Genomic DNA, 23199 nt, shown 5'->3' with positions numbered 1-23199 from the left:
GGTCATGCCGTAACGGTCTCCGGCTGTGCCGCCTCCCGGCGGGCCTGCTCGCCGAGCTCCTCCGTCGGGACCTTGTGGGTCTCGCGGGCCGAGAGCGCGGCGATCACCGGCGGGACGCACAGCGCCGCCGTGAACAGTGCCACCGCGATCCAGTCGTCGCCGTCCGGGCCGGCGATCCGCGCGGCGAAGGTGACCGCGAAGCCGGCCACCGCGAACCCGATCTGCGTACCGATCGCCACGCCCGACAGCCGGACCCGGGTGGAGAACATCTCGCCGTAGAAGGCCGGCCACACGCCGTTGGCCGCGCTGTAGACGATGCCGAAAGCGACGATGCCCAGCAGGAACGTCAGCGCGTAGGAGCCGGTCGAGATCGCCCACAGGTACAGGAACATCGTCACCGCGCTGCCGACCGCGCCGATCAGGAACACCGGACGCCGGCCGATCCGGTCGGACAGCATCGCCCACAACGGGATCGCGGCGAGTGCGGCGACGTTGGCGAGGGCGCCGACCCACAGCATCGCGGTGCGGGACATGCCGACCGAGTCGCTGGTGGCGTAAGCCAGTGCCCACACCGTGAAGATGGTGCTGACCGAGGCGATGAGCGCGCCCGCGACCACCCGCAGGACGTCCGCCCAGTGGTCGCGCGCCAGCACGGCCAGCGGCATCTTCGCCACGCCCTCCGCCGCGGCCTGCTGGGCGAAGGCCGGGGTCTCGTCGAGCTTGCGGCGGATGACGTAACCGACGACGGCGACCACCACGCTCAGCCAGAACGGCACGCGCCAGCCCCAGGCCAGCAACTGGTCCTCGGGGAGTGCCGCGACGGGGAGGAAGACCAGGGTGGCGAGCAACTGGCCGCCCTGGGTGCCGCTGAGGGTGAAGCTGGTGAAGAAGCCACGTTTGTGGGGCGGCGCGTGCTCCAGGGTCATGGAGTTGGCGCTGGCCTGCTCCCCCGCCGCCGATATGCCCTGGAGGACACGGCAGAGCACCAGCAGGACCGGGGCGAGGACGCCGACCTGGTCGCGCGTGGGCAGACATCCGATGAGGAACGTGGACACGCCCATGAGGATCAGGGTGAAGACCATGATCTTCTTGCGGCCCATGCGGTCGCCGATGTGCCCGAGGAAGAGCGCACCGACCGGACGCGCGGCATAGGCGACGCCGAACGTGGCCAGCGACAGCAGCGTCGCGGTGGCCGGGTCGGACTCGTCGAAGAAGACCTCGGGGAAGATCAGCGCGGCCGCGCTGCCGTAGATGAAGAAGTCGTAGTACTCCAGCGCGCTGCCGATCCAGGCGGCGGTGGCGGCCTTCTTCGGCTGGCCGGGCGGGGCGGCGCCCTGGGAGGCGGGGGCGGGGACGGACACGGCGTACTCCTTCGGGGAACTCCACCGGGGGACGGGGTGAGCGGAGGGGAGGGATGCCGGACGATTAATTAACCCACTGGGTAGTTAGTCGCGGTTGGGAAGGGATGTTGCGCCGACGTGTCCCGCCTGTCAAGGGGTGGTGTCCTGGGCGAGCACCCGCCCTCAGTCCGTCACGCGCTCCGCGGTCAGGTAGGCGATCACCATGTCCCCCAGCATCGCCCGGTAGTGCTCGCGCTGGTCCGGGGCGACCAGGTCGCGGCCGAACAGGGCACCGAAGGTGTGCCGGTTGGAGACCCGGAAGAAGCAGAAGGAGCTGATCATCGCGTGCAGGTCGACGGCGTCGACGTCGGCCGTGAACAGGCCGGAGCGCCGCCCTTCCTCAAGGATCCGGCGGATCACGTCGAGCGCCGGGGAACCGATGCTGGCGAGCATCTCCGAGGACGCGATGTGCGCGGCGTCGTGGATGTTCTCGATGCTGACCAGGCGGATGAAGTCGGGGTGCCGCTCGTGGTGGTCGAAGGTCAGCTCGGCGAGGCGCCGAATGGCGGCCACCGGGTCCAGGTGGTCGACGTCGAGCTGCTGCTCGGCCTCTCGGATCACGCCGTACGCCCGCTCCAGCACGGCGGTGAACAACTGCTCCTTGCCTTCGAAGTAGTAGTAGATCATCCGCTTCGTGGTGCGGGTGCGGGCGGCGATCTCGTCCACGCGGGCCCCGTCGTAGCCTGCCCGGGCGAACTCCCGCGTCGCCACGTCGAGGATCTCGGCCCGGGTGCGGGCGGCGTCGCGGGTGCGGGTGCCGGCTCGGGCCGGTTCGTCGACGCTGGTCATCGGGTTCCTTCGGCTGGGCCTGGGCGGGGCGCGGGCAGGGCGTGTCGGTGATTGTAGAAGCCTTGCGCTTCCCTCCCGCCGCGACCTCCTGCTATGACTAACGTACTGGTTCGTACATTGCTCGCTCGGGTCCAGGCCCGAGCCGCTCAGGAGGTCGTCCCCGGTGGCCAAGGACTCGTATCTCGTCGGACTGATCGGTTCCGGCATCGGCCCGTCGCTCAGCCCGGCTCTGCACGAGCGGGAGGCCGGTCGCCAGGGCCTGCGCTACCTGTACCGGCTGATCGACATCGACGCCCTCGGCGTCCCGCCCGAAGCCGTGGGCGATCTGCTGCGCGCCGCCCGGGACCTGGGCTTCGACGGACTGAACATCACCCACCCGTGCAAGCAGCACGTCATCGGGCACCTGGACGCCCTCGCACCGCAGGCGGAGGCGCTCGGCGCCGTCAACACCGTCGTCTTCGACGACGACGGCCGTGCCACCGGCCACAACACTGACGTCACCGGCTTCGCCGCGTCCTTCGCCCGCGGACTGCCCGACGCACCCCTGGAGCGGATCGTGCAGCTCGGCGCGGGCGGCGCGGGCGCGGCCGTGGCCCACGCCACGCTCAACCTCGGCGCCGGCCGGGTCACCGTCGTGGACGCCATGCCCGATCGGGCCGCGGCCCTCGCCGCCTCGCTGAACCGGCACTTCGGGGACGGCCGTGCCGCCCACGCCCCCTCCGACCGGCTGCCCGGACTGCTGAGGTCCGCCGACGGCATCGTCCATGCCACCCCGACCGGCATGGCCGCACACCCGGGACTGCCGCTGCCCGCAGAACTGCTCCGTCCCGGACTGTGGGTCGCCGAAGTCGTCTACCGCCCGCTGGAAACCGAACTGCTGCGCACCGCACGCGCCCGCGGCTGCACGACGCTCGACGGCGGCGGCATGGCCGTCTTCCAGGCCGCCGACGCCTTCCAGCTCTTCACCGGGCTCGAACCCGACGCCGCTCGGATGCTCGCCGACATCACCGACCTGGCCGGCGCCGTGGGCGCCCCGCAGTAGGAAGAGGGACCGACGTGCGCACCTCCATCGCCACCGTCTCGCTGAGCGGCTCCCTCACCGAGAAGCTCACGGCCGCCAGCCGGGCGGGCTTCGACGGTGTGGAGATCTTCGAGAACGACCTGCTGGCCTCCTCCCTCGCCCCGGCCGAGATCCGCGCCCGCTGCGCCGACCTCGGACTCACCATCGACCTCTACCAGCCCATGCGGGACGTCGAGGCACTGCCCGAGGACGACTTCGCCCGCGCCCTGCGCCGCGCCCGGCACAAGTTCGAGCTGATGCGCGGGCTCGGCGCGGACACCGTCCTGGTGTGCTCCAGCGTCTCCCCGCACGCCCTGGACGACGACGCCCTCGCCGCCGAACAGCTCGGCCGGCTGGCCGACCTGGCCCAGGACCACGGCATCCGCGTCGCCTACGAGGCGCTCGCCTGGGGCCGGTACATCAGCACCTACGATCACGCCTGGCACGTCGTGAAGGCCGCGGACCATCCCGCGCTCGGCACGTGCCTGGACAGCTTCCACATCCTCTCGCGCGGCAGTGACCCCAAGGGCATCGAGGACATCCCCGGCGAGAAGATCTTCTTCCTCCAGCTCGCCGACGCCCCGCTGCTCGCGATGGACGTCCTCCAGTGGAGCCGCCACTACCGCTGCTTCCCCGGTCAGGGTGGCTTCGACCTCGCCGGGCTGTTGCGGCACGTCCTGCGCGCCGGGTACACGGGGCCCCTCTCGCTGGAAGTCTTCAACGACGTCTTCCGGCAGTCCGACGCCGGGCCCACCGCCGTAGACGCCCGGCGCTCCCTGCTGGTCCTCCAGGAACAGGTCGGCATCGCCGCACTGCCCGCGCTCACCGCGCCCACCGGGGTCGCCTTCGCCGAACTGGTCACGCCCGACGCCGCCCCCGTCTCGGCCGTGCTCGGCGCACTGGGCTTCACCCGGTCCGCACGGCACCGGGGCAAGCCGGTCGACCTGTGGCAGCGGGGCGACGCCCGCATCCTGGTCAACAGCGGACCGGCCGAGCGCCGCCAAGGCACCCGCCTGGCCGCCGTCGGCCTGGAGTCACCCGACCCCGCCGCGGCGGCCCACCGCGCCGAGGCCCTGCTGGCACCGGTGCTGCCCCGCCGCCGGACCCCCGGGGACGCCCCGCTGGAAGCGGTCGCCGCACCCGACGGCACGGAGCTGTTCTTCTGCGCCACCGGACACCCCCGACTGCCCGACTGGCGGGCGGACTTCGAAGACGTGCAGGATGCCGGGTCCGCTCCCGGCGACGACGCCGGATGGCGCGTCGATCACCTCTCCCTCACCCAGCCCTGGCACCAGTTCGACGAGGCGGCGCTCTTCCACCACGCCGTCCTCGGGCTGCGGCCGCAGGAAAGCGTGGACGTCGCCGACCCCTACGGACTGCTGCGCAGCCGCGCCGTCACCACCGACGACGGCGCCGTCCGCATCGTGCTGACCGTCGGCGCGGCGCCCGTCGACGACACCGCGCACGCCCAGCACATCGCCCTGGCCACCGACGACGTGGTCGCTGCCGCCCGCGCCCACCGGGCGGCCGGGGGCGAGCTGCTGCCGATTCCCGACAACTACTACGACGACCTCGCGGCCCGCTTCATTTTCGCCGACGGCGAGCTGGATACGTACCGGGAGCTGGGCATCCTCTACGACCGCGACGAACACGGCACCTTCCGGCACTGCTACACGCACACCGTCGGCCGGGTCTTCTTCGAACTCGTCCAGCGCGACGGCGACTACCGCGGTTACGGCGCCCCGAACGCCCCGGTGCGGCTGGCGGCACAACACGCGGCACGCGGATTCACCGGCGGCTGACGAGGTCGCTCAGGTGCCGCCCGTGCGCGGTGGGGCAAAGGGCGCTTTCGGCTCGCCGCGGTTTTACAGTGACGCCGAGACTTGACGAGTACTCCGGTCACACCCCGGCACGGACCTTCAGGCAGAACGGAACGCCCGCCGGTCCGGAGCACGAGTCCGGCGGGCGTTCCCCTTCGGGCCGCTCAGCGGTCCGTCGAGCGGGACCGGTCAGTGGCCGGCCACCGTCCCGGACAGTTCGTTGGTGGCCTTCGGCAGGGTCACGGACGTCAGCTTCTCGCCCGCGTCCAGGTCGAAGGAGTGCAGTTGGCGCTTGCCCGGGTCGGAGACGTACGCCGTGTGGTCACGGACGAACAGGGTGGGCCTGGGCTGCTGCCAGTCCAGGGGCTCCGTCCAGTCGCCGACGGCGTCGATCTTCTTCTGGACCTTGCCGGTCTCCGGGTCGATGACGTGCAGGACGCCGTTGGTGCCGAGCACGAGGGCTTCGCCGTGCGGGCCGCGGGCCAGGGAGCGGAAGGAGTAGCTGGTCTTGAGGTCGACCAGCTTCATCTTCGCGGTGCGGGTGTCGATCAGGGATATGCGGGTCGGCCGTTCCAGTTCCGCGTCGGGGTCGGTCTTGTAGTCGCCCAGGAGGATCGGGGAGACGTCGCTGCCTGCCTGGTTGCCGGTCCGGGCGTAGTCGTCGGGGGCGTCGACCTTGGTGAACTTGCCGCCCTTGTAGAGGAGTACGCCGTCCTCGCAGCCGAGTCCGACCACGTCGCCCTGGGCGGCGGCCTCGCCGTGCACGCCGGGGCAGTTCTCGGCGCGGGCGATCTCCTTGTTGTCCTTGTCCAGGACGAGGGCGCCGGTGCGCTTCTCCTCGGTGCCCAGGGTGCTGACGAGTTCGCCGCCCGCCAGTTCGATGGCGACACCGTGGTGGGCCTCCGCGGAGGTGTAGGTGCGGCCCTTGGGCTGCTTCCCGCCGGCCAGGTCGGCGGGGTCGAAGACGTTCACCTCGCCCGTGCCGTCGGTGAACAGCACCGTCTTGCCACCGTGCCGCACCACATGCCCCGGCTTCACGCCCTTGAACTCGGCGTCCGTGAACGTCTGTCGGGCCGCGTCGAACACGCGGAAGCCGCTGTCGGTGGAGACGATGACGTGGTCCTGGTCGCCCGCCGGGTTGACCCGGTTGAAGCCGGGCAGCTCGACCGTCTTCGCCAGCTTCAGGGTCTCGCCGTCGAGGACGTAGAGGCCCCCGTCGTAGGAGGCGACGATCGGGTTCTTGACGGCAGCGGCCCCGCTGCTCTCCGTCTGCTTCTTCGGCTCGGCGTCGGAGGAGGCGTCGTCGTTGCCGCCGCAGGCGGTCAGCGTCATGGCCGCCGCCAGGGCGAGTGCCGTGCCCGTGAGCGTTCTGGCGCGTGTCGACCTGTTCATGGTGTGTCTGTCCTCTCCGGCCCTCAGGGCGCGGGTTTGCGGGGTGGAACGGCCGGCGTGTTCGTTCGCCGGGCCGCGGGGAAGCTCGTTCAGTCGCCGGTGAGGCCGTCGGCCATGGCCGAGGTGTTGGCGCGCATCATCTGCAGGTAGGTGTCGGCGCCCTTGCCCTTCTCGGTCAGCGACTCGGAGTACAGCGAGACCACATCCACGTCACCGCCCATCTCCTGGCGCAGCACCTCGGCGAGCCGGGTGGGCTGGGAGGAGTCGGCGAAGACGGTGCGCACCTGCGCCTTCTCCATGGCCTGGGTCAGGGAGCGCAGGTCGGAGGAGCTGGGTGAGGCGAGGGTGGTGCCGCTGGGGACGACGGCGCCGATCACCCGGAAGCCGAAGCGGTCGGCGAGGTAGCCGAAGACGTGGTGGTTGGTGACCAGGGCGCGCCGGTCCTCGGGCACGGCGGCGAAGGACTTCTCCATCCAGGCGGTGAGGTCGGCGAGTTGTCCGTCGTAGCGTGCCGCGTTGGCCCGGACTGCCTTCTCGTCCACGCCGTCCACGTGTTCGGCGACCTGGTCGGCGATCAGGCCGGCGGCCTTGCGCACCCGGTCGGGGTCGGTCCAGAAGTGCGGGTCGGGTTCGCCGGCCTCCTCCTCGGGGCCGCCCTCCTGCCCGGTGCGGAAGGTGAGCGGGTCGGCCGCCTCGCCCGCCGCGAAGGTGGCCACGCCGGACTCGCGGGCCGCTTCCACGTGCCGCAGGACGTTCTCCTCCAGACCGAGCCCGTTGTAGACGACCAGGTCCGCGTTCTCCAGCTCCGCGGCCTGCACGGCCGACAGACCGAAGGAGTGCGGGTCGGCGTTGGGCTTCATCAGGACACTGACGTCCGCCTCGTCCCCGACGATCTCCCGGGTGATGTCGCCGAGGATGTTGGTGGTCACCACGACCCGGGGCCGTTCGTCGCCACCGCCCGCGCAGCCGGTCGCCGCACCGGCGAGGACGAAGAAGCTGATCAGGGTCACCAGCAGGGCACGGACCCGTGCCGCACCCACGCGCACGCTCATCGGCCCGTCTCCACCATCAGGGACGGACGGACGTCCAGGTCGAAGGTGCGCGCCACACGGAGGTTGTCGTTGTAGTCGACCTCGTACACGCGCCTGCCCTCGGGGTCGTTGAGATAGGCGCGGCTGCGGTCCACCTCGATCACCGGAGCCGTGGTGCCCCCGGGCCCGGCTTCGGGTATGTCCTTCAGCAAGGGATCGGTGACCGTGGTCTCCCTGCCGGCGGATATGTCGTAGCCGTGCAGGGCCCCGTCGGTCTCCAGAACCAGCAGCGGCGCGCCTTCACCGGCCGTGTTCGCGGCGACCACGGGGCCGGTCTCCACCCGGGTCCAGGCGCCCTTGGTGACGTCCAGGACCCAGACGGCTTCCTTGCCCGCGGGTGCCGTGAGGGTGCTGCTGCCGGGGCGGTGCCGGAACTCGGTGGCCCGCTCCGGCCGCGGCACGTCCTCGCCGTAGGGGATCTTCTCGGCGGTGAAGGTGCCGTCGTCCCCGTGGACGAGCAGGGCGCCGTCGGCGCAGCCGAGGACGAGCCCGCGCCGGGTGACCGCGTCGCCCCGCGGGTCCACGCACTCCGCATCCGGGGCGGCGACCTGCTTGCCGGACCGGTCGAGCACGGCGACGCTCGCGGGGCCGCCGCCTTCGCCGGTGAGGGTGATGAGGTGTTCCGCGTACGGCACGACGGCGCCGGCGGAGGTGCCCGGGAGCCGGGTGGGGGTGCCGAGGGCGCCCTTCTCCAACTCCGTTCGGGGGTACACGCTCGCCTGCCCGTCCGCCGCCGTGACCACGGTGACGCCCGCGTCACTGCGGACGCGCGCACCGGTGCCGCCCGGGAGCTTTCCGACCTCCTGGATCTTCGCGCGGTAGTAGTGCACGTGATCGCCGTGGTCGACCATCCACGCGCCGCTGTCGAGCACGTGGGTGCCGTCCGCGGTGTGGAGGTAGCCGAAGCGGCCGTCCGTGGTGAGCGCGGTGACACCCGGTCTGCGGGCGGTGTCGTGCACCTTGCCGGTGATCAGGTCCAGCACCCGGGTGTCGCCGCTGCCGGGGTCGCCGAGCACGAGCCGGGACTGCTGCTCGGCCGCCTCGTTGGCACCTTCGACGTAGCCGTGGGGGGTGGTGGGGGAAGTGGGGCGCTCGGAGCCGGACTCGGCATCCTCCTGGCCTCCGCATCCGGCGGTCAGGAGAAACACGGCCGCCAGCGCGGGCACCAGCGATGTGACGTTTCTTCGGACGGACAAGGAGATCGCCTCAGGTTTCGTTCGGTCGGGACATGGGGGCGCTCGGGGCCGAGGTGACCGCCGGGACCGGGAGGCCGGCACGGCGCGCACGGCGGCGGTGCCGGAGTCCGGACGCCAGGTGGGACAGGAAGAAGAGGCCGACCGCGAGGGCCGAGACGCTCGCTCCGGCCGCGGTGCTCAAGTGCCAGGACAGGAGCAGTCCGCCGAAGGTGGCGGACGCGCCGAGGACCGCGGCCAGGGCCATGACGCCGCTGACGCTGCGCGCCCAGGGCAGTGCGGCCGCGGGCGGGGCGATGAGCAGGCCGAGGACGAGGAGCGTTCCCACGATGTGGAACGAGGCGACGATGGCCAGCGCCAGCAGTCCCAGCAGCACGGCGTGGGCGAGCCGGGGACGCAGCCCGAGCGTGCGGGCCTTGCGTTCGTCGAACGCCAGGGCCAGGAAGGCACGGTGACCGAGCACCGAGACGGTCAGTGCCAGCAGCAGGGCCGCCCCGAGGAGCGTCAGGTCGCTCTCCCGCACGGCGAGGACGTCGCCGAAGAGGAATCCGGTGAGGTCCACCGCGAAGGACTGCGAGCGGGACACGATGATGACGCCGAGCGACAGCATGCCGACGAACAGCAGGCCGATGCCGGTGTCCTGGGACAGCCTCGGGGTGCGGCCGAGGACTGTGACGCCCGCGGTCATGACGGCCGCGCTCGCCACCGCCCCCACCAGCAGGTTGCCCCCGAGCAGCGAGGCGACCGCGACGCCGGGCAGCAGTCCGTGGGACATGGCGTCGCCGAGGAAGGCCATCCCCCGCAGCACCACCCACGTACCCGCGAGGGCGCAGATCGCCGACACCAGGATCCCGGCCCACAGGGCCCGCTGCACAAAGGCCACCTCGAAAGGGGCCGTCAACCACTCCATACGAGGACCCTACAATGACAACCATGTTCAATAACAACCCCCTGTCCCCGCCGGACGGCGAACCGAGGAACGAGCGCGTCCGGTTCCACGAGCTGGACGCCGGTTACCCCGGCCGCCCCGTTCTCCGCCAACTCAGTGCGGGCATAACGGCTTTGACCATGACCGCGCTCGTAGGGCCGAACGGGAGCGGCAAGTCCACGTTGCTGGGGGTCCTGGCCGGCGTGATCACTGCCACATCCGGACAGCTCCGGTACGCGCAGGGCTCGCCACCGGCTTTCGTCCCGCAGCGCGGCGCCGTCGGCGACACACTCCCCCTGACGGCGCGGCAGACCGTGGAGATGGGCCGCTGGGGCGAGCGGGGACTGTGGCGGCGGCCGACCCGGCAGGACCGGGCCGTGGTCGACTCCGCCATGGAACGGCTGGGCGTCGCCGACCTCGGCGCCCGCCAGCTCGGCGAGTTGTCGGGCGGCCAGCGCCAGCGCGTCCTGATCGCCCAGGGTCTCGCCCAGCAGTCCGACCTGCTGCTCCTGGACGAGCCGACCACCGGCCTCGATCCCGAGGCACGGGAGCGGATCACGGCGCTGCTGACCGACCTGGTGGCCGACGGCACGACCGTCGTCCAGGCCACGCACGATCTCGACGCCGCCCGCTCGGCCGACGCCTGTCTGCTCCTCAGCGACGGACGGCTGGTCGGAGACGGCCCGCCCGAGCAGGTACTCACCCCTCAGGCACTGACCCGGATCTGGCAGCCGGCGTGAAGCCCGCGACCGGACGCGGGGCGCTGGGTCTGCCGGTCGCCCGCTCCGTTCCCCGGCTGCCGCGGAGACCGGGCGGCGGGAAGATGGGCTCGCACCGATGATCGGTCGACGGCGCAGGGTGTCGTGGAGCGAACCGGAAAGGTGAAGTCGCGGCCGTGAGCGCACAGCGGGCGGCGCATCCGGCGTCGGGGCGGTCGTCGAAGTGTGGAGCACCGAGCACCGTTCGCGTACCACCACTGCGCCAGGAGAGGCACCATGACCGTCGCGGTCGTCCTGTTCACCTCGGATCTGCGTCTGCACGACCATCCGCCGCTGCGCGCCGCGCTGAAGGCGGCGGACGAGGTGGTGCCGCTGTTCGTTCTCGACACCGGGGTCCACGCGGCGGGTTTCGACGCGCCCAACCGCAGGGCGTTCCTCGCCGACTGCCTCGGCGACCTCGACTCCTCGCTACGCCGCCGCGGGGGCCGGCTCGTGGTCCGCTCGGGGCCGGTCGCCCGGGAGGTCCGCGCGGTGGCCGCCGAGTGCGGGGCCGCCGAGGTGCACATGGCCGCGGGCGTCACGGCGTACGCCCAGCGCCGTGAGGAACGGCTGCGCGAGCAACTCGGCGACGACGGCGTGGCGCTGCGGGTGCACGAGGCGGTGATCACCGCCGTCGCTCCGGGAGCGGTGACGCCCTCCGGCGGCGACCACTTCGCCGTGTTCACCCCCTACTTCCGCCGCTGGTCCCAGGAGACGCTGCGGAAGCCCCTCGCCGCACCGCGCACCGTGCGCGTCCCCGACGGGGTGCGCGGCGAGGCCCTGCCCGACCGCGCGGACGTGGCCGGCACCTCGCCCGGGCTGCCCGCCGGAGGGGAGACCGCCGGACGTGACCGGTACTCGCGGTGGTCGCGTTCCGGACTGTCCCGGTACGAGGACCGGCACGACGACCTCGCGGGTGACGCCACGTCCCGGCTGTCGCCGTACCTCCACTTCGGTGCGCTCTCCCCGGTGGAGCTCGTCCACCGGGCCCGCGCGCACGGCGGGCCCGGCGCTCAGGCGTTCGTGCGCCAGGTGTGCTGGCGGGACTTCCACCACCAGGTGCTGGCCGCGCGGCCCGAGGCGTCCCGGGAGGACTACCGCACCCGCCACGACCGGTGGCGTCAGGAGGGCGACGCCGCCGATGACATCGCCGCCTGGCGCGACGGGCGGACCGGTTATCCGATCGTCGACGCGGCCATGCGCCAGCTGCGCCACGAGGGCTGGATGCACAACCGCGCGCGGCTGCTGGCAGCCGGCTTCCTGACCAAGACGCTGTACGTCGACTGGCGGATCGGCGCCCGGCATTTTCTGGACCTCCTCGTGGACGGCGATGTCGTCAACAACCAGCTCAACTGGCAGTGGGTCGCGGGCACCGGCACCGACACCCGCCCCCACCGGGTGCTCAATCCGCTCGTCCAGTCCAGGAGGTTCGACCCGGACGGCGCCTACGTGCGTCGCTGGGTGCCGGAGCTGAGGGGCCTGGACGGCAGGAGTGTGCACGAGCCCTGGCGGCTGGCGGGGACGGAACGCGCGGGACTCGACTACCCGGATCCGCTCATCGACCTCGCCGACGGGCTCGCCCGCTTCAAGCACGCCCGCGGCCGCGACTGAGGAGACACCCGGCGGCGCCGCGTCCACCGCGGCAGAGCCCACCTCGGGCGCCGCGGCGCTTCGTCGAGCACCGGCTCACCGACCGCGCCGAGGTCCGCGATCAGGAGCGCGCGCGGGGTGATACTCCGCCATGAGCCCGTGACGTGGGGCCCCTGAGGTGACGGCGGCGGCCGCGGTGCCGAACCGGACAGGAGCCGCCGCATCCGCGACAGGGCTCCCGGCGGAAGCACTGTCGTGCGGATGACCGAGAGTGAGAAGGGGTTGTGCATGCCTGGACTGCCTCCGATGGTGGCCCCACCGGCCGGACGCGTCGACGACCCTTTCACCGCGGTCGACGCGGCGAACGGCGTCGGCACCGTCCTCGCCCGGGTGCTCGACGAAAGACTGCGCCACTCCCGTGCGGTCGACCCCGTCTTCGCCCGGGAACTGGCCGGCCGCCTCGCCACGCTGGTCGAGCGGGGCGGCAAACGCCTGCGCACCGCGTTCGCCCACTGCGGCTGGCGCGCGGCGGGCGGCTCGGGTGACGCCGCGGCCGTCCTGCGCACGGGGGCCGCCCTCGAACTGCTCCAGGCGTGCGCCCTCGTGCACGACGACGTGATGGACGGATCCGTGCGGCGACGCGGCGCACCGGCCCTGCACGTCGAACTCGCTCGCAGCCACTGGGCCGCGGCCAGGTACGGCTCCGCGGAGGACTTCGGCACGTCGGCCGCCGTCCTCGCCGGTGACCTGGCCCTGGCCTGGGCGGACGACCTGCTGACCGAGACGGCGCTGGGTACGCCGCACGGCCGGCGCCTGCACGACGAGTGGCGGGCGATGCGCACCGAGATGGTCGCCGGGCAGTACCGCGACCTGCACGCCCAGGCCGCCCGGTCCTCCGATGTGGACGAGGCGCTGAGCATCGCGACGCTGAAGAGCGCGCTGTACACCGTCGCCCGGCCCCTCGCGCTGGGAGCGTCCCTGGCCGGAGCCGACGAGCACCTGCTGGACGCGCTGCGGACGGCCGGCCGGTGCGCCGGGCTGGCCTTCCAGCTCCGCGACGACCTCCTGGGCGCCTTCGGCGACCCCGCGCTGACCGGCAAACCGGCCGACGACGATCTGCGCAGCCGCAAGCTCACCTACCTCCTCGCCGTCGCCGTCCGGCTCGCCGAGGCCACCGGTGATCGCCAGGCCGCCGCGGCGCTGGCTCCGGACGCGGACCCCGGGCCCGAGAAGGCCGTACGGCACGTGCGGTCCGCGCTGCGGCGCACCGGCGCCCGGGACCTGGTGGAGGCGAAGATCGAGGAGCTGACGGACCTGAGCCTCGGGCACTTCGGGCGCACCGGCGCACACCCCGCCGTGCGGCACGAGTTCGCCGCACTGGTCGGGCGCGCGACGGGCGTGGCCCCGCACGGTGGGGAGGGGGCCGCGTGAAGCGGGTGCCGGGGCCGACCGACCATGTCGTCGTGGTGGGAGCCGGGCTGTCCGGGCTGGCCTGTGCGCTGCACCTGCTGGGCGCCGGGCGCCGGGTCACCGTCGTCGAACGGGACACCGGTCCGGGCGGCCGGTCCGGCCGGGTACGCCTGGGCGGCTACACGCTGGACACCGGCCCCACGGTGCTGACCATGCCGCACCTGGCGGACGAGGCGTTCGCCGCCGTCGGGGACAGCCTGCACCGTCGCGTGGAGCTGACGGCTCTGCACCCCGCCTACCGGGCGTGCTTCGCGGACGGTTCCGCACTCGACGTGCACACCGACGGCGAGGCGATGGAGGCGGAGGTGCGCCGCTTCGCCGGGCCGGTCCAGGCGGCCGGCTACCGCGACCTGCGGCGGTGGCTGGAGCGGCTGTACCGGGTTCAGATGCGCCGCTTCATCGACACGAACTTCGACTCGCCCCTGCAGTTGCTGCATCCGGATCTCGCCCGGCTGGCGGCGCTGGGCGGTTTCGGACGGCTGGACGGCCGCATCGGCCGCTTCCTGTCCGACGACCGCCTGCGCCGCGTCTTCTCCTTCCAGGCGCTGTACGCCGGGGTCGCCCCGGCCCGCGCACTCGCGGCCTACGCGGTGATCGCGTACATGGACACCGTGGCCGGGGTCTGGTTCCCGAAGGGCGGCATGCACGCACTCCCCCGCGCCATGGCCGACGCGGCGGCGGACGCCGGTGCCGATCTGCGCTGGGGGGCCGAGGTCAGCGCGCTGGAGCGTTCGGCGAGCCGGGTGCGGGCCGTCCGCCTGTCCTCCGGTGAGCGCGTCCCCTGCGACGCGGTGGTGCTGACGTGCGAGCTGCCGGCCGCGTACGGACTGCTGGGGCGGGCGCCGCGGCGGCCGGCCCGGCTGCGTCACTCGCCGTCCGCGGTGATCCTGCACGCGGGCACCGACCGCACCTGGCCGCACCTCGCCCACCACACCCTCTCCTTCAGCGCCGCGTGGGAGCGCACCTTCGACGAGCTGACCCGGACGGGCGAGCTGATGAGCGATCCGTCCCTCCTGATCACCCGCCCCACGGCGCACGATCCCGACCTGGCGCCCCCCGGGCGCCACCTCCACTACGTCCTCGCCCCCTGTCCCAACACCGCGGTCGGCCCCGCGGCCACCACGTGGCGAGAGCTGGGCCCCCGCTACCGCGACCGCCTGGTGAGCGAGCTGGAGCGCCGGGGCCTGGACGGGTTCGCGGACAGCGTCCAGGAGGAACTCCTGGTGACGCCGCTCGACTGGGCGAGGCAGGGCCACGCCGCCGGAAGCCCCTTCTCGGTCTCCCACACCTTCGCCCAGACCGGGCCGTTCCGTCCGCGCAACCTCGTACGGGGGGTGGACAACGTGGTGCTCGCCGGGTGCGGGACCACTCCGGGCGTCGGTGTTCCGACCGTCCTCGTCAGCGGCAAACTGGCCGCCGCCCGCGTCACCGGCGGCGTCCGTCCCCGGTCCGCTTCGGCGCGCCGCTCCCCGGCCGCGCCCGGCACCTCTCCCGTCCCGGCCCCGGCAGGTGCTGATGACCCGTCGTGAACTGGACGCCGCCGGGATCACCGATCCCGTGCTGCGCGCCGCCTACGCCCAGTGCCGTCGGCTCAACGCCCGCCACGGCAGGACCTACTTCCTCGCCACCCGCCTGCTGCCGCTCGAACGCCGCTCCGCCGTGCACGCCCTGTACGGCTTCGCCCGCTGGGCGGACGACATCGTGGACGACCTCGACCGGCCCCGTACGACGGGGGAGCGCGACCGGCTGCTGCGCCGCCTGGAGGGCGATCTGGCCGACGGGCTGCGCACCGGAACGGGCGACGAACCGGTGGTCAGGGCCGTCGTGGACACCGCCGACCGGTACGGCATCGATCATGCGCTCTTCGCCGACTTCCTGTCCTCGATGCGTGCCGATCTGACCGTCACCCACTACCCGACGTTCGCCGATCTGCAGGGGTACGTGCACGGTTCGGCGGCGGTCATCGGCCTGCAGATGCTGCCGGTCCTCGGCACGGTCACGCCCCGGGAAGAGGCGGCACCGCACGCGGCGGCGCTCGGTGTGGCGTTCCAGCTCACCAACTTCCTGCGCGACGTGGGCGAGGACCTCGACCGGGGCCGCGTCTACCTGCCCGGTGATCTGCTGGCCGCGCACGGTGTGGACCGGTCCCTGCTGGAGTGGAGCAGGCGTACCGGGCGCCGCGACCGCCGCATCCGGGCCGCTCTCATGGCGGCGGAGGCCATGACGCGACGCGTGTACCGGACGGCGGAGCCGGGCATCGCCATGCTCGATCCGCGGGTGCGTCCCTGCATCCGTGCCGCGTTCACCCTCTACGGCGGGATTCTCGACGCGATCGCCGAGCAGGACTACTCCGTGCTGCATCGTCGTGCGGTGGTGTCGCGTCGGCGTCGTGCGGCGACCGCCGCGGCCGGGGTGCTGCGCGTGGCCGCTGCCCGGTGGCGTCCTCGCGCCCCGCGGCGAGCAGTCCCGGCGGGCGGTCCGGCAGTCGAGTGGAAGGGGCCGGTGCGGTGAGTGGTGGAAGGGGCGGCAAGCGCTGGTCGCCGCCGTTGCGGCGGCGGGGGCCCGGTCCGGACTGGGCGGCGCAGACCCCGACCTGGCGCCAGGCGCGGCCCGCGCTGATCGCCGACGCGCTCGAGCGGGCGTCCGCCCGTCCGTCCGGCAACTGGTTCGTGGTCGGCGCCTCCCGCACCGTGCGCGCGGGCGATCGCCCCTACGGCCGGACGGTCGGTGGGGTGGAGGTGGTGCTGTGGCGCTCGCCGGACGGCGGGCTTCATGCCGGTCCGGGCATCTGCCCGCACCTGGGCGCTCCGCTGCGCGACAGCCGGGTGGTGTGCGGCACGCTGGTCTGCCACTGGCACGGGCTCGCCCTGGACGGTTCCGCGTCCGCCGGGTGGCAGCCGTTCCCCGTGCACGACGACGGCGTACTCGTCTGGGTGCGGCTGGACGGGGTGGGTGGCGAGGAGCCCACCGAGCGGCCCGTCGTGCCCGCCCGGCCCATGACGGGCCGTGGGGTGGACGCGGTGTTCACGGCGGTGGGGCGGTGCGAACCGCAGGACGTGGTGGCCAACCGGCTCGATCCGTGGCACGGCTCGTGGTTCCACCCGTACTCGTTCGTCGACCTGTCGGTGGTGCGGGAGCCTGAGGGCGGCGAGGACGACGTCTTCGTCGTCGACGTCTCCTTCCGGGTGGCGGGGCGGCTCGTGGTTCCGGTACGGGCCGAGTTCACGGCGCCGGAACCGCGCACGGTCGTCATGCGCATCACCGACGGCGAGGGCGCCACGTCCGTGGTGGAGACGCACGCGACGCCGCTGACCGGGCGGGATCACGCGCGTCCGCGCACCGCCGTGGTCGAGGCGGTCGTCGCCGTGTCGGACCGGCCGGGCTTCGCCCTGGCGCGGGCCGCCGCCCCGGTGCTGCGCCCGCTGATGCGCCGTACGGCCGGCCGCCTGTGGCGCGACGACCTGGCCTATGCCGAACGGCGCTGGGCGCTGCGCAGCACCGGCCGGTTCCCCGGCTGAGGCCGGGGCTGCGGGGCGCCGGTCAGGGAGCCGGGCGGCGCCCCGCGAGGGCTCCGAGCGCCCGGAGCACCGGTGAACGGCCCGTCCGGGGGACCGTCCACAGGGTCTGGCCGCGCACTCCGCGGTCGGCGAGCAGGGCGTTCGCGGCCAGGAAGCCGGTGGTGGCGGCCCGTTCCATGAGGGCGACGGGCAGGTCGCAGCGGATTCCGTCACCGGCCAGGGTCAGCCATGGGTGGGGGGTGCGCACGGTGGGGCGTCGGCGGTGGGAGCCGACCTCGAAGAGCGGGCAGTCCGCGCGCCACTCGTGCCGGGCGTCGACGACGCGGGCCCCGCGCGTCTCCGGGTACACCTGGTGCAGCCGGTCGACGAGCTTGTCCTGCACCTCCTTGGGTTCGGCCGCCGGGTCCACTGCGTAGGCGTGCAGTTCCACGACCGATCCCTCGGTCCGGGCGGCCCAGCGGGCGGCCTCGCCCTCGTACCGTTCCAGGACGCTGATGTTGTCGAGCCCGCCGTAGCCGCTCGTGCCGAGGAATCCGGGCCGGTCGGCGCGGACCGGGCGGTCGAGCCAGAGCCGGGAGACGAGGAACGGCGGCGCGGTGCGCAGGGCGGCGATGTCCTCGCGCCAGGCGGAGGTGCCCAGGCCGGGCGACGCGGCGACGGCCTGCCGCAGTCCCGCGGTGTCGAGGGCCAGCACCACGGCCTGGTGGCGGTCGCTGCCGGTGCCGGTGCTCACGTCCGCTCCCCCGCCCTCGCGGGGAAGGATCGCGTGCACGGGGGTACCGGTGCGCACCTGCGCCCCGAGGCTCCGGAGGTAGTCGCCGAGCGGGTCCCACAGTGCCTGGGGGAAGGGTTCGTCCGGTACGTCGAAGAGCAGGCCCTCGGCCGATCCCAGGAAGTAGATGTGGAACATCAGCAGGAGTTCCGCGGCGGACAGTCGGCGCGGATCGGCGAAGAAGCTGCGGGAGAACACCTCGAAGGCCAGGTGGTGCGCGGCCTCGGGGAAGCGCACGCCTGCCAGGAAGTCGGTGGCGGTGACGGTGTCGAAGCGTTCGTAGACCTCGGGCACGCGCACGTCGAGGAGCGGCAGTGCGGCCCGGGCGTCCAGGGCGGCGAGGTCCCGCCATCCGAAGGTGGGGCTGAGGACGACGAAGCCGAGGGCGCTGAGGGGCGGGGTCCGCGGGACGCGGGCGAAGCTGTCGGTCAGGCCGCCGCTGTGCCGCAGCGGGTAGTCGGGCAGCGCGCCGAGGCGTTCCAGGCCGGGGTCGGTGCGGCGGAGCAGGCCGCGGAGGTTGTAGTACTGGCGGAAGAAGGCGTGGAACCCGCGGGTCATGGTCACGGGGGTGCCGTCCGTCAGGGTGGTGCGCCGGCCGGAGAGCCGGCCGCCGAGCGAGTCCTCCTTCTCGTAGAGAGTGACGCGGGCGCCGCGTTCGGCCAGCAGGGTGGCCGCGGCCAGACCGGCGATGCCGCCGCCGATCACCGCGACGGACGGCTCGTCCCCGCGTCGGAAGCGTTCCGCGCCGGGTGCGGGGAAGAGGATCTCGGCCTTGCGGTCGCGGCCCCGTCGGGCGGCGGTGGGGCGGCGGGCGGTCAACGGACGTGCTCCCTCGTGGTGGTCGGGTCGCCGTTGCGGGCGAGGAAGGTGTGCACGATGCCCGTCTGCCATCCGGCGACGGGGGCGACGCGCACCGAGGTCAGGCCCGCCCGGGTCATGCGGGCGGCGAATTCGGGGGCGGTGTCGAAGGCGAGGACGCTGTGCCGCAGATGACGGTAGAGGGCGCGGTCGCCGGTGAGCGTGCCCGCGGGGACGACGAACCCGCGGCACACCGCCGACCACAGGGCCCGGTGCACGCGTGAGCCGCTGAGGCTGTACTCGTGGGTGGCGAAGCGTCCGCCCGGCCGCAGGAGTCCGCGGACCCCGGCCAGGACCGCGTCCGGGTCGGTGACGTTGCGGAACAGGTAGGCGGCGAAGACCGCGTCGAAGGGGCCCTCGTGGGACGCGGCGAGTTCCTCGGCGGTCAGGTGGAGGAAGCGCACGCGTGCGGGCCAGGGTTTGGCCAGTGCTCGGCGCAGCATGCCCGCGGAGGCGTCCACGGCCGTGATCCGGGCCCTCGGCGCGGCCCTGAGCAGGGCCGCGGTGGAGGCGCCGGTGCCGCACCCGAGGTCGAGCAGGTGCAGTCCGGCTCCGTCGTCCGGGAGCGCGAGGCGTCGGGCCGAGCGCAGGAGGTCGGTGCGGTAGCCGGGGTTGAGGGCCGTGAGGTGGTCGTAGGTGTGGGCGGCGTGGTCGAAGGCGCGGGCCAGGTCGTGGTCGCGCAGGAGTGTCATCGGTTGCTTCCTCCGGTTCGGGCGGCGGGCCGGGAACGGCGGGGCAGGAACGGCACTTCGGCCGCGGTGCGCAGCATCGGCCGGACGGGGGTGCGCAGTCCGATGCCCCACTCCTCCCGCAGCGAGGTCGTGCCGTCGAGGAACCGCAGCAGGCGCTCGGCCGGGACGTCGCGGAAGAGGCCGGTGAAGAAGTCCGGGCCGTCGATCCGTCCGGTGTCCAGGGCGCGCAGCAGGATGGCGTCCATGGCCAGCGCCCGTCGCCCGTACGGTGCCGGGATGCCGCCGTGCCCGTCCCGCAGGGCGGCGGCGATGGCCCTGGCGTGCCGTTGCACCGCGGCGAAGGTGTATCCGGTGGCGGGACGGGTGGCACCGCCCGCGGTCCCGATGCGGAACACGGCGGACCCGGCACGCCGTGGAAAGCGGGCGTCGGTCATGGGGATGACCCCTTGCTCCGTCCGTTCCACGGTGAGTTCGCCGAGTCCGAGGACGTCGCGGCAGTAGCGCCCGAGTGCCGCCTCGTACGCCTCGGTGGTCAGCACGTCGCGGGAGAACTCGGTGTACTCCACGAGCGCCCGGTCCGGCGTCAGCGGCAGGACGTAGCCGAAGGCGAGCCCCTGGGCGGGCTGCGGGACCCGGAAGTCCATCAGATCCGCGACCGTGGGGTCGAACCGGTCGGTGGCGGTGCGCACGAACCAGCCGCGGAAGTGCTGGAGCAGCCGGGTACGGGCCGGTGGCAGTCCGGGCAGTGGCCGCGAGTCGAAGACTTTCCGGGCGTGCAGCGTCAGGGACCGGCCTCCCGGCAGCGCGCACCGGACCGCGGCGCCTCCTGGCACGTCGCACACCGATTCCACCGTCGCGCGCAGGAGTCGCGCGCCGTCCGCACGCGCCAGGCGGCCGTGGACCATCCGCTCGAAGTCGGTCGAGCGCACCATGCGATAGGTGAAGGGGGCCGGTCCGACGGTGAGCGGGCGGCCGTCGGCGCCGTGCACGCGCAGTACGGACCAGGAGGCGCTGACCGCCTCCTCCAGGCCGTCGGTGCCCGCCGCCCAGTAGCACCAGGTGCGCTCCGCGGGGCGGAGCGGACCGTCCGGCGGTTCGACGAGGGTCACGGTGGCGGCCGGGTTCTCCGTCAGCCGGTGCGCGAGGCTGAGACCGGCGGCGCCGCCCCCGACGACGAGCACGTCGGAGGTCTCGGCGCGGTCGGGTGTCACAGGGCTCACCGCTTCGGTGGCATCGCCCACCGGGTCATGTCCACCCGTCACTTCGCCACCTCTCCCCTGAGTCCGTGCTCTCATCCACTCGTCGTGTGTTCGTGACCGAGGCCGTCCCCGGATGCGGCCGGGTGGCGTTCACCCCCCGGCCTCACCTGTCCGGCCCCAGGTCGGCCACGACCTCCCGCGCGGCGCGGGTACCGGAGGCCAGGGCGCCCTGTACGGAGCCGGTCGCCCGGTGGTCCCCGCAGACGTACCGGCCGGGGCCGAGGCGTGTGGTGCGGCTGAGCGGCCAGGGCGGGCGCATCGCCGGCAGCGCGCCCTCGACCGTGTGGGCGGCGACCTGCCGCCAGTCGCTCGCGTCGGTGCCGTACAGCTCGGCCAGGCGCCCGAGCAGCGCCCGTTCCCCGCCGGGCGGGTCCGTGCCGAGTACGGAGGTGGAGACCAGTGCGGTGCCGGGCGGCGCGTAGGTGGGGGCGACCTCGCTGAGGACGCAGGTGTTGAGGATCGCTCCGGTGCTGTCCACCATCAGGGTCGGTTCGGTCATCGGCCGTCTGTCGGTGGCGTGGTAGTAGGTGGTGACGGTGCGGGTGTCCGGCACGGTCAGGTCCGGCAGCAGGCGGGCGGCGGTCGCCGGGTCCGTCGCCACCACGACGCTCGGGGACGGCACCTCGGTCCCGTCCCCGAGCAGCACCCCGGCGTCGGTGATCTCCGCGACGGGCGTACCGAGGCGCAGGACGCCGTCGGGCAGGCCGGCGGCGAGCTGGGCGGGTACGGCGCCGATCCCCTCCGCCGGCAGGCACAGCGATCCTCGGACCATGCTCCGCCAGACCAGGTGGAAGAACCGGGCGGAGGTCTCCAGCCGGTCCTCCAGGAAGACGCCGGACAGGAACGGCCGCAGGATGTCGGCGATCACGGCGTCCGAGACCCCGGCCCGGGTGAGGGCCTCGGAGGTGGAGCCGTCGGGGCGCCGCCTGGCGGCGGAAGCGGGCAGCAGGGCGTCCCGTGCGGTGAGAGCGGCCAGCGCGGTCAGATCACGGGCGGACAGGACCCGTCCCGGCAGCAGTGTCCCTGCCGCCCGGGGCTCCCTGGTCGGATCGGCGAGGCGGACCGGCCCGGCCGCGGTGTGCGCGATCACGCCGGCGGTGAACGGCCGCAGCCGCAGGCTCTTCAGCTCAAGGCGCCGCTTCACCTGCGGGTACGAGGTGTTGAACACCTGGAATCCGCGGTCCAGGAGGAAGCCGTCCCGCCGGTCCGTACGCATCCTGCCGCCCACGCCGTCGGAGGCCTCCAGCAGGGCCACCCGCCGTCCGGCGCGGCACAGGTCCAGGGCGCACGCCAGACCGGCCAGGCCCGCACCGACGACGACCGTGTCCGGTGCCCGGTGATGTTCGTCGCTCATACGTCTCCTCGGTCATCGCCGTGTCGGTGGCGCCCGGGGCCGAAGGCCGTCCGCTCGGCCTCTCCGCCTCCCGCGGCCACCGGTTCAGCGGACCACGTCCCGCGGCCGATGCCGGGGCGCCACGACCAAGCTCCGTCGGAGACAACACGTCACGGAGACAACACGTCACGGGATGAGCGGCTCACCGGGACAGCGGCTCACGGGGGGCGTCGGCTCATGGCGCCATCGGCGGCTCCAGCGCCGCGACCGCCTCGGCGAGCCCCGACGGACGCGCCAGGCCGGGCACCGTCCGTCCCGCCCAGCCGGGGCCCAGGGTCAGGAGGACGGGCCTGCGACGGGCGCCGCGCACCCCCCACTCCATCGCGGCCACGTGCTGGGCCAGCGGCCGGCTGGCGGTGGTGCGGGACTGCGCCCACAGTGCCACCGCGGCCGGTCCGGTCCTGCGCACCGCCGCGACGAGCGACTCGACGGGCAGCGCGCCGCCGAACATCCGCACCGGGACACCTCGTTCCGTCAGTGCCGCGGCCAGGGCCTCCAACGGAAGAGTGTGGTTCTCCTCCGGCACACAGGCGAGCACCGTGGTGGCGCCGGGACGGGCCGCGACGGTGCGGGGCGCGGCACGCCGCAGCGCCCCGGACACGTGCCAGGACAGGAAGTGCTCGACCTCGACGTATCTCTCGCCCGACGTCTCCCACTTGCGGCCGACGGCCTGGAGCGTCGGCACGATCACCTCGGTCCAGGCGGCGACCAGTCCGTGGTCGGCAATCGCGGTGAGCAGCAGTTCGTCCAGGACGGCGGCGTCGAGCCGCAGGGCGGCCCTGGCGATCCCCCTGCACTCCTGACGTACGTCGCCGAGTCGCAGGCCGCTCCCCGCGCGGCTTCGGCGCGGGGTCGGCGCGGGCGGCGGCCCGGCAGCGCCGCGGGAGTCGGTCGCCGCCGGGGGTTTGCCGCTGCGGGCCAGCCGGGCCGCCTCGGCCGGTGGCAGCCCGGTCGCCGTCAGCGCGCACATCCGCTCCAGTCTCGCCACGTCCGCAGCCGTCCAGCGCCGGTGCCGGCCGTCCGTGTGGGCGTCCGGCCCGAGTCCGTACCGGCGGTCCCACGTGCGGACCGTGGTGGGCGCCACCCCCAGCCGCCGCGCCACCTCGCCGGTGGTCAGCCCACCGCCGGGCGGACCGCCCAGGCCTGCCCGGCCCTCGCCGTGTTCCGTGTCTGCGCTCACCCCCGCACTGTACGACGCACAAACGACGCAAGTTGT

At 73.6% G+C, this 23199-nt stretch carries 19 protein-coding genes; 8 read left to right on the top strand and 11 right to left on the bottom strand.

Features of this window, described 5'->3' with window-relative positions:
• Window positions 1–2 precede the first annotated feature (2 nt).
• Together ACGH52_RS34065 and ACGH52_RS34060 are read right to left on the bottom strand one after the other, a co-directional pair.
• Window positions 3–1361, bottom strand: a complete 1359-nt coding sequence (locus ACGH52_RS34065) for an MFS transporter (RefSeq protein ID WP_121704473.1) — start codon at window positions 1359–1361, stop codon at window positions 3–5.
• A gap of 162 nt (window positions 1362–1523) precedes the next feature.
• Window positions 1524–2189: a TetR/AcrR family transcriptional regulator gene (locus ACGH52_RS34060; RefSeq protein ID WP_121704474.1), complete on the bottom strand. Its 666-nt coding sequence runs from the start codon at window positions 2187–2189 to the stop codon at window positions 1524–1526.
• 163 nt (window positions 2190–2352) lie between these two features.
• Between ACGH52_RS34060 and ACGH52_RS34055 the strand changes: the two genes are divergently transcribed.
• On the top strand, window positions 2353–3231 hold the full coding sequence (locus ACGH52_RS34055) for a shikimate dehydrogenase (RefSeq protein WP_121704475.1): 879 nt from the start codon (window positions 2353–2355) through the stop codon (window positions 3229–3231).
• A gap of 14 nt (window positions 3232–3245) precedes the next feature.
• On the top strand, window positions 3246–5051 hold the full coding sequence (locus ACGH52_RS34050) for a bifunctional sugar phosphate isomerase/epimerase/4-hydroxyphenylpyruvate dioxygenase family protein (RefSeq protein ID WP_121704476.1): 1806 nt from the start codon (window positions 3246–3248) through the stop codon (window positions 5049–5051).
• 207 nt (window positions 5052–5258) lie between these two features.
• Here ACGH52_RS34050 and aztD read toward each other — a convergent pair whose 3' ends face one another.
• From aztD to aztB, 4 genes are all read right to left on the bottom strand, one after another.
• On the bottom strand, window positions 5259–6461 hold the full coding sequence (aztD, locus tag ACGH52_RS34045; RefSeq protein ID WP_210977220.1) for a zinc metallochaperone AztD: 1203 nt from the start codon (window positions 6459–6461) through the stop codon (window positions 5259–5261).
• 89 nt (window positions 6462–6550) lie between these two features.
• Complete coding sequence (aztC, locus tag ACGH52_RS34040; protein WP_399945009.1) at window positions 6551–7513, bottom strand: zinc ABC transporter substrate-binding protein AztC; 963 nt, start codon at window positions 7511–7513, stop codon at window positions 6551–6553.
• Window positions 7510–8748: a hypothetical protein gene (locus tag ACGH52_RS34035; RefSeq protein ID WP_399945006.1), complete on the bottom strand. Its 1239-nt coding sequence runs from the start codon at window positions 8746–8748 to the stop codon at window positions 7510–7512. The genes aztC and ACGH52_RS34035 overlap by 4 nt, the downstream gene beginning before the upstream one ends.
• A 10-nt stretch (window positions 8749–8758) precedes the next feature.
• On the bottom strand, window positions 8759–9655 hold the full coding sequence (aztB, locus tag ACGH52_RS34030; RefSeq protein WP_210977217.1) for a zinc ABC transporter permease AztB: 897 nt from the start codon (window positions 9653–9655) through the stop codon (window positions 8759–8761).
• Window positions 9656–9669: 14 nt separating this feature from the next.
• Here aztB and aztA point away from each other — a divergent pair, with 14 nt between their 5' ends.
• The 6 genes from aztA (at window position 9670) to ACGH52_RS34000 (ending at window position 17009) form a co-directional block, all read left to right on the top strand.
• The gene (gene aztA, locus ACGH52_RS34025; protein WP_193777892.1) at window positions 9670–10413 is read left to right on the top strand and encodes a zinc ABC transporter ATP-binding protein AztA; all 744 of its coding nucleotides are present in this window, start codon (window positions 9670–9672) and stop codon (window positions 10411–10413) included.
• 255 nt (window positions 10414–10668) lie between these two features.
• The gene (locus ACGH52_RS34020; RefSeq protein ID WP_399945001.1) at window positions 10669–12042 is read left to right on the top strand and encodes a cryptochrome/photolyase family protein; all 1374 of its coding nucleotides are present in this window, start codon (window positions 10669–10671) and stop codon (window positions 12040–12042) included.
• A gap of 267 nt (window positions 12043–12309) precedes the next feature.
• Window positions 12310–13452: a polyprenyl synthetase family protein gene (locus tag ACGH52_RS34015; protein ID WP_399944998.1), complete on the top strand. Its 1143-nt coding sequence runs from the start codon at window positions 12310–12312 to the stop codon at window positions 13450–13452.
• Window positions 13449–15020 carry a phytoene desaturase family protein gene (crtI, locus tag ACGH52_RS34010; RefSeq protein ID WP_399944995.1) on the top strand — a complete coding sequence of 524 codons (1572 nt, stop codon included), beginning with the start codon at window positions 13449–13451 and terminating at the stop codon, window positions 15018–15020. The genes ACGH52_RS34015 and crtI overlap by 4 nt, the downstream gene beginning before the upstream one ends.
• A complete protein-coding gene (locus ACGH52_RS34005; protein WP_399944992.1) occupies window positions 15007–16002 on the top strand; it encodes a phytoene/squalene synthase family protein in 996 nt (331 codons plus the stop codon). The genes crtI and ACGH52_RS34005 overlap by 14 nt, the downstream gene beginning before the upstream one ends.
• Entirely contained in the window at window positions 15999–17009 is a 1011-nt protein-coding gene (locus ACGH52_RS34000) for a DUF5914 domain-containing protein (RefSeq protein WP_399944990.1), read from the top strand. The genes ACGH52_RS34005 and ACGH52_RS34000 overlap by 4 nt, the downstream gene beginning before the upstream one ends.
• Before the next feature lie 22 nt (window positions 17010–17031).
• Here ACGH52_RS34000 and ACGH52_RS33995 read toward each other — a convergent pair whose 3' ends face one another.
• The 5 genes from ACGH52_RS33995 to ACGH52_RS33975 all read right to left on the bottom strand — a co-directional run bounded on the left by ACGH52_RS33995 (window position 17032) and on the right by ACGH52_RS33975 (window position 23163).
• A complete protein-coding gene (locus ACGH52_RS33995; protein WP_399944987.1) occupies window positions 17032–18600 on the bottom strand; it encodes an FAD-dependent oxidoreductase in 1569 nt (522 codons plus the stop codon).
• Window positions 18597–19331 (bottom strand): class I SAM-dependent methyltransferase, encoded by a 735-nt coding sequence (locus ACGH52_RS33990; RefSeq protein ID WP_076977525.1) that lies wholly within the window; start codon window positions 19329–19331, stop codon window positions 18597–18599. The genes ACGH52_RS33995 and ACGH52_RS33990 overlap by 4 nt, the downstream gene beginning before the upstream one ends.
• Window positions 19328–20542 (bottom strand): lycopene cyclase family protein, encoded by a 1215-nt coding sequence (locus ACGH52_RS33985; protein ID WP_121704489.1) that lies wholly within the window; start codon window positions 20540–20542, stop codon window positions 19328–19330. The genes ACGH52_RS33990 and ACGH52_RS33985 overlap by 4 nt, the downstream gene beginning before the upstream one ends.
• A gap of 151 nt (window positions 20543–20693) precedes the next feature.
• Window positions 20694–21944 carry an NAD(P)/FAD-dependent oxidoreductase gene (locus ACGH52_RS33980; protein WP_121704490.1) on the bottom strand — a complete coding sequence of 417 codons (1251 nt, stop codon included), beginning with the start codon at window positions 21942–21944 and terminating at the stop codon, window positions 20694–20696.
• A 214-nt stretch (window positions 21945–22158) separates the two neighbouring features.
• Window positions 22159–23163, bottom strand: a complete 1005-nt coding sequence (locus ACGH52_RS33975; RefSeq protein ID WP_399944983.1) for a MerR family transcriptional regulator — start codon at window positions 23161–23163, stop codon at window positions 22159–22161.
• Between the last annotated feature and the right edge of the window lie 36 nt (window positions 23164–23199).

Origin of the sequence: Streptomyces sp. BBFR25, from assembly GCF_044590125.1 — a bacterium.
In the GTDB taxonomy this organism is placed as follows: domain Bacteria; phylum Actinomycetota; class Actinomycetes; order Streptomycetales; family Streptomycetaceae; genus Streptomyces; species Streptomyces canus_D.
The sequence above is the reverse complement of the archived record's forward strand: the minus strand, read 5'-3'. Positions and strand labels throughout refer to the sequence as shown.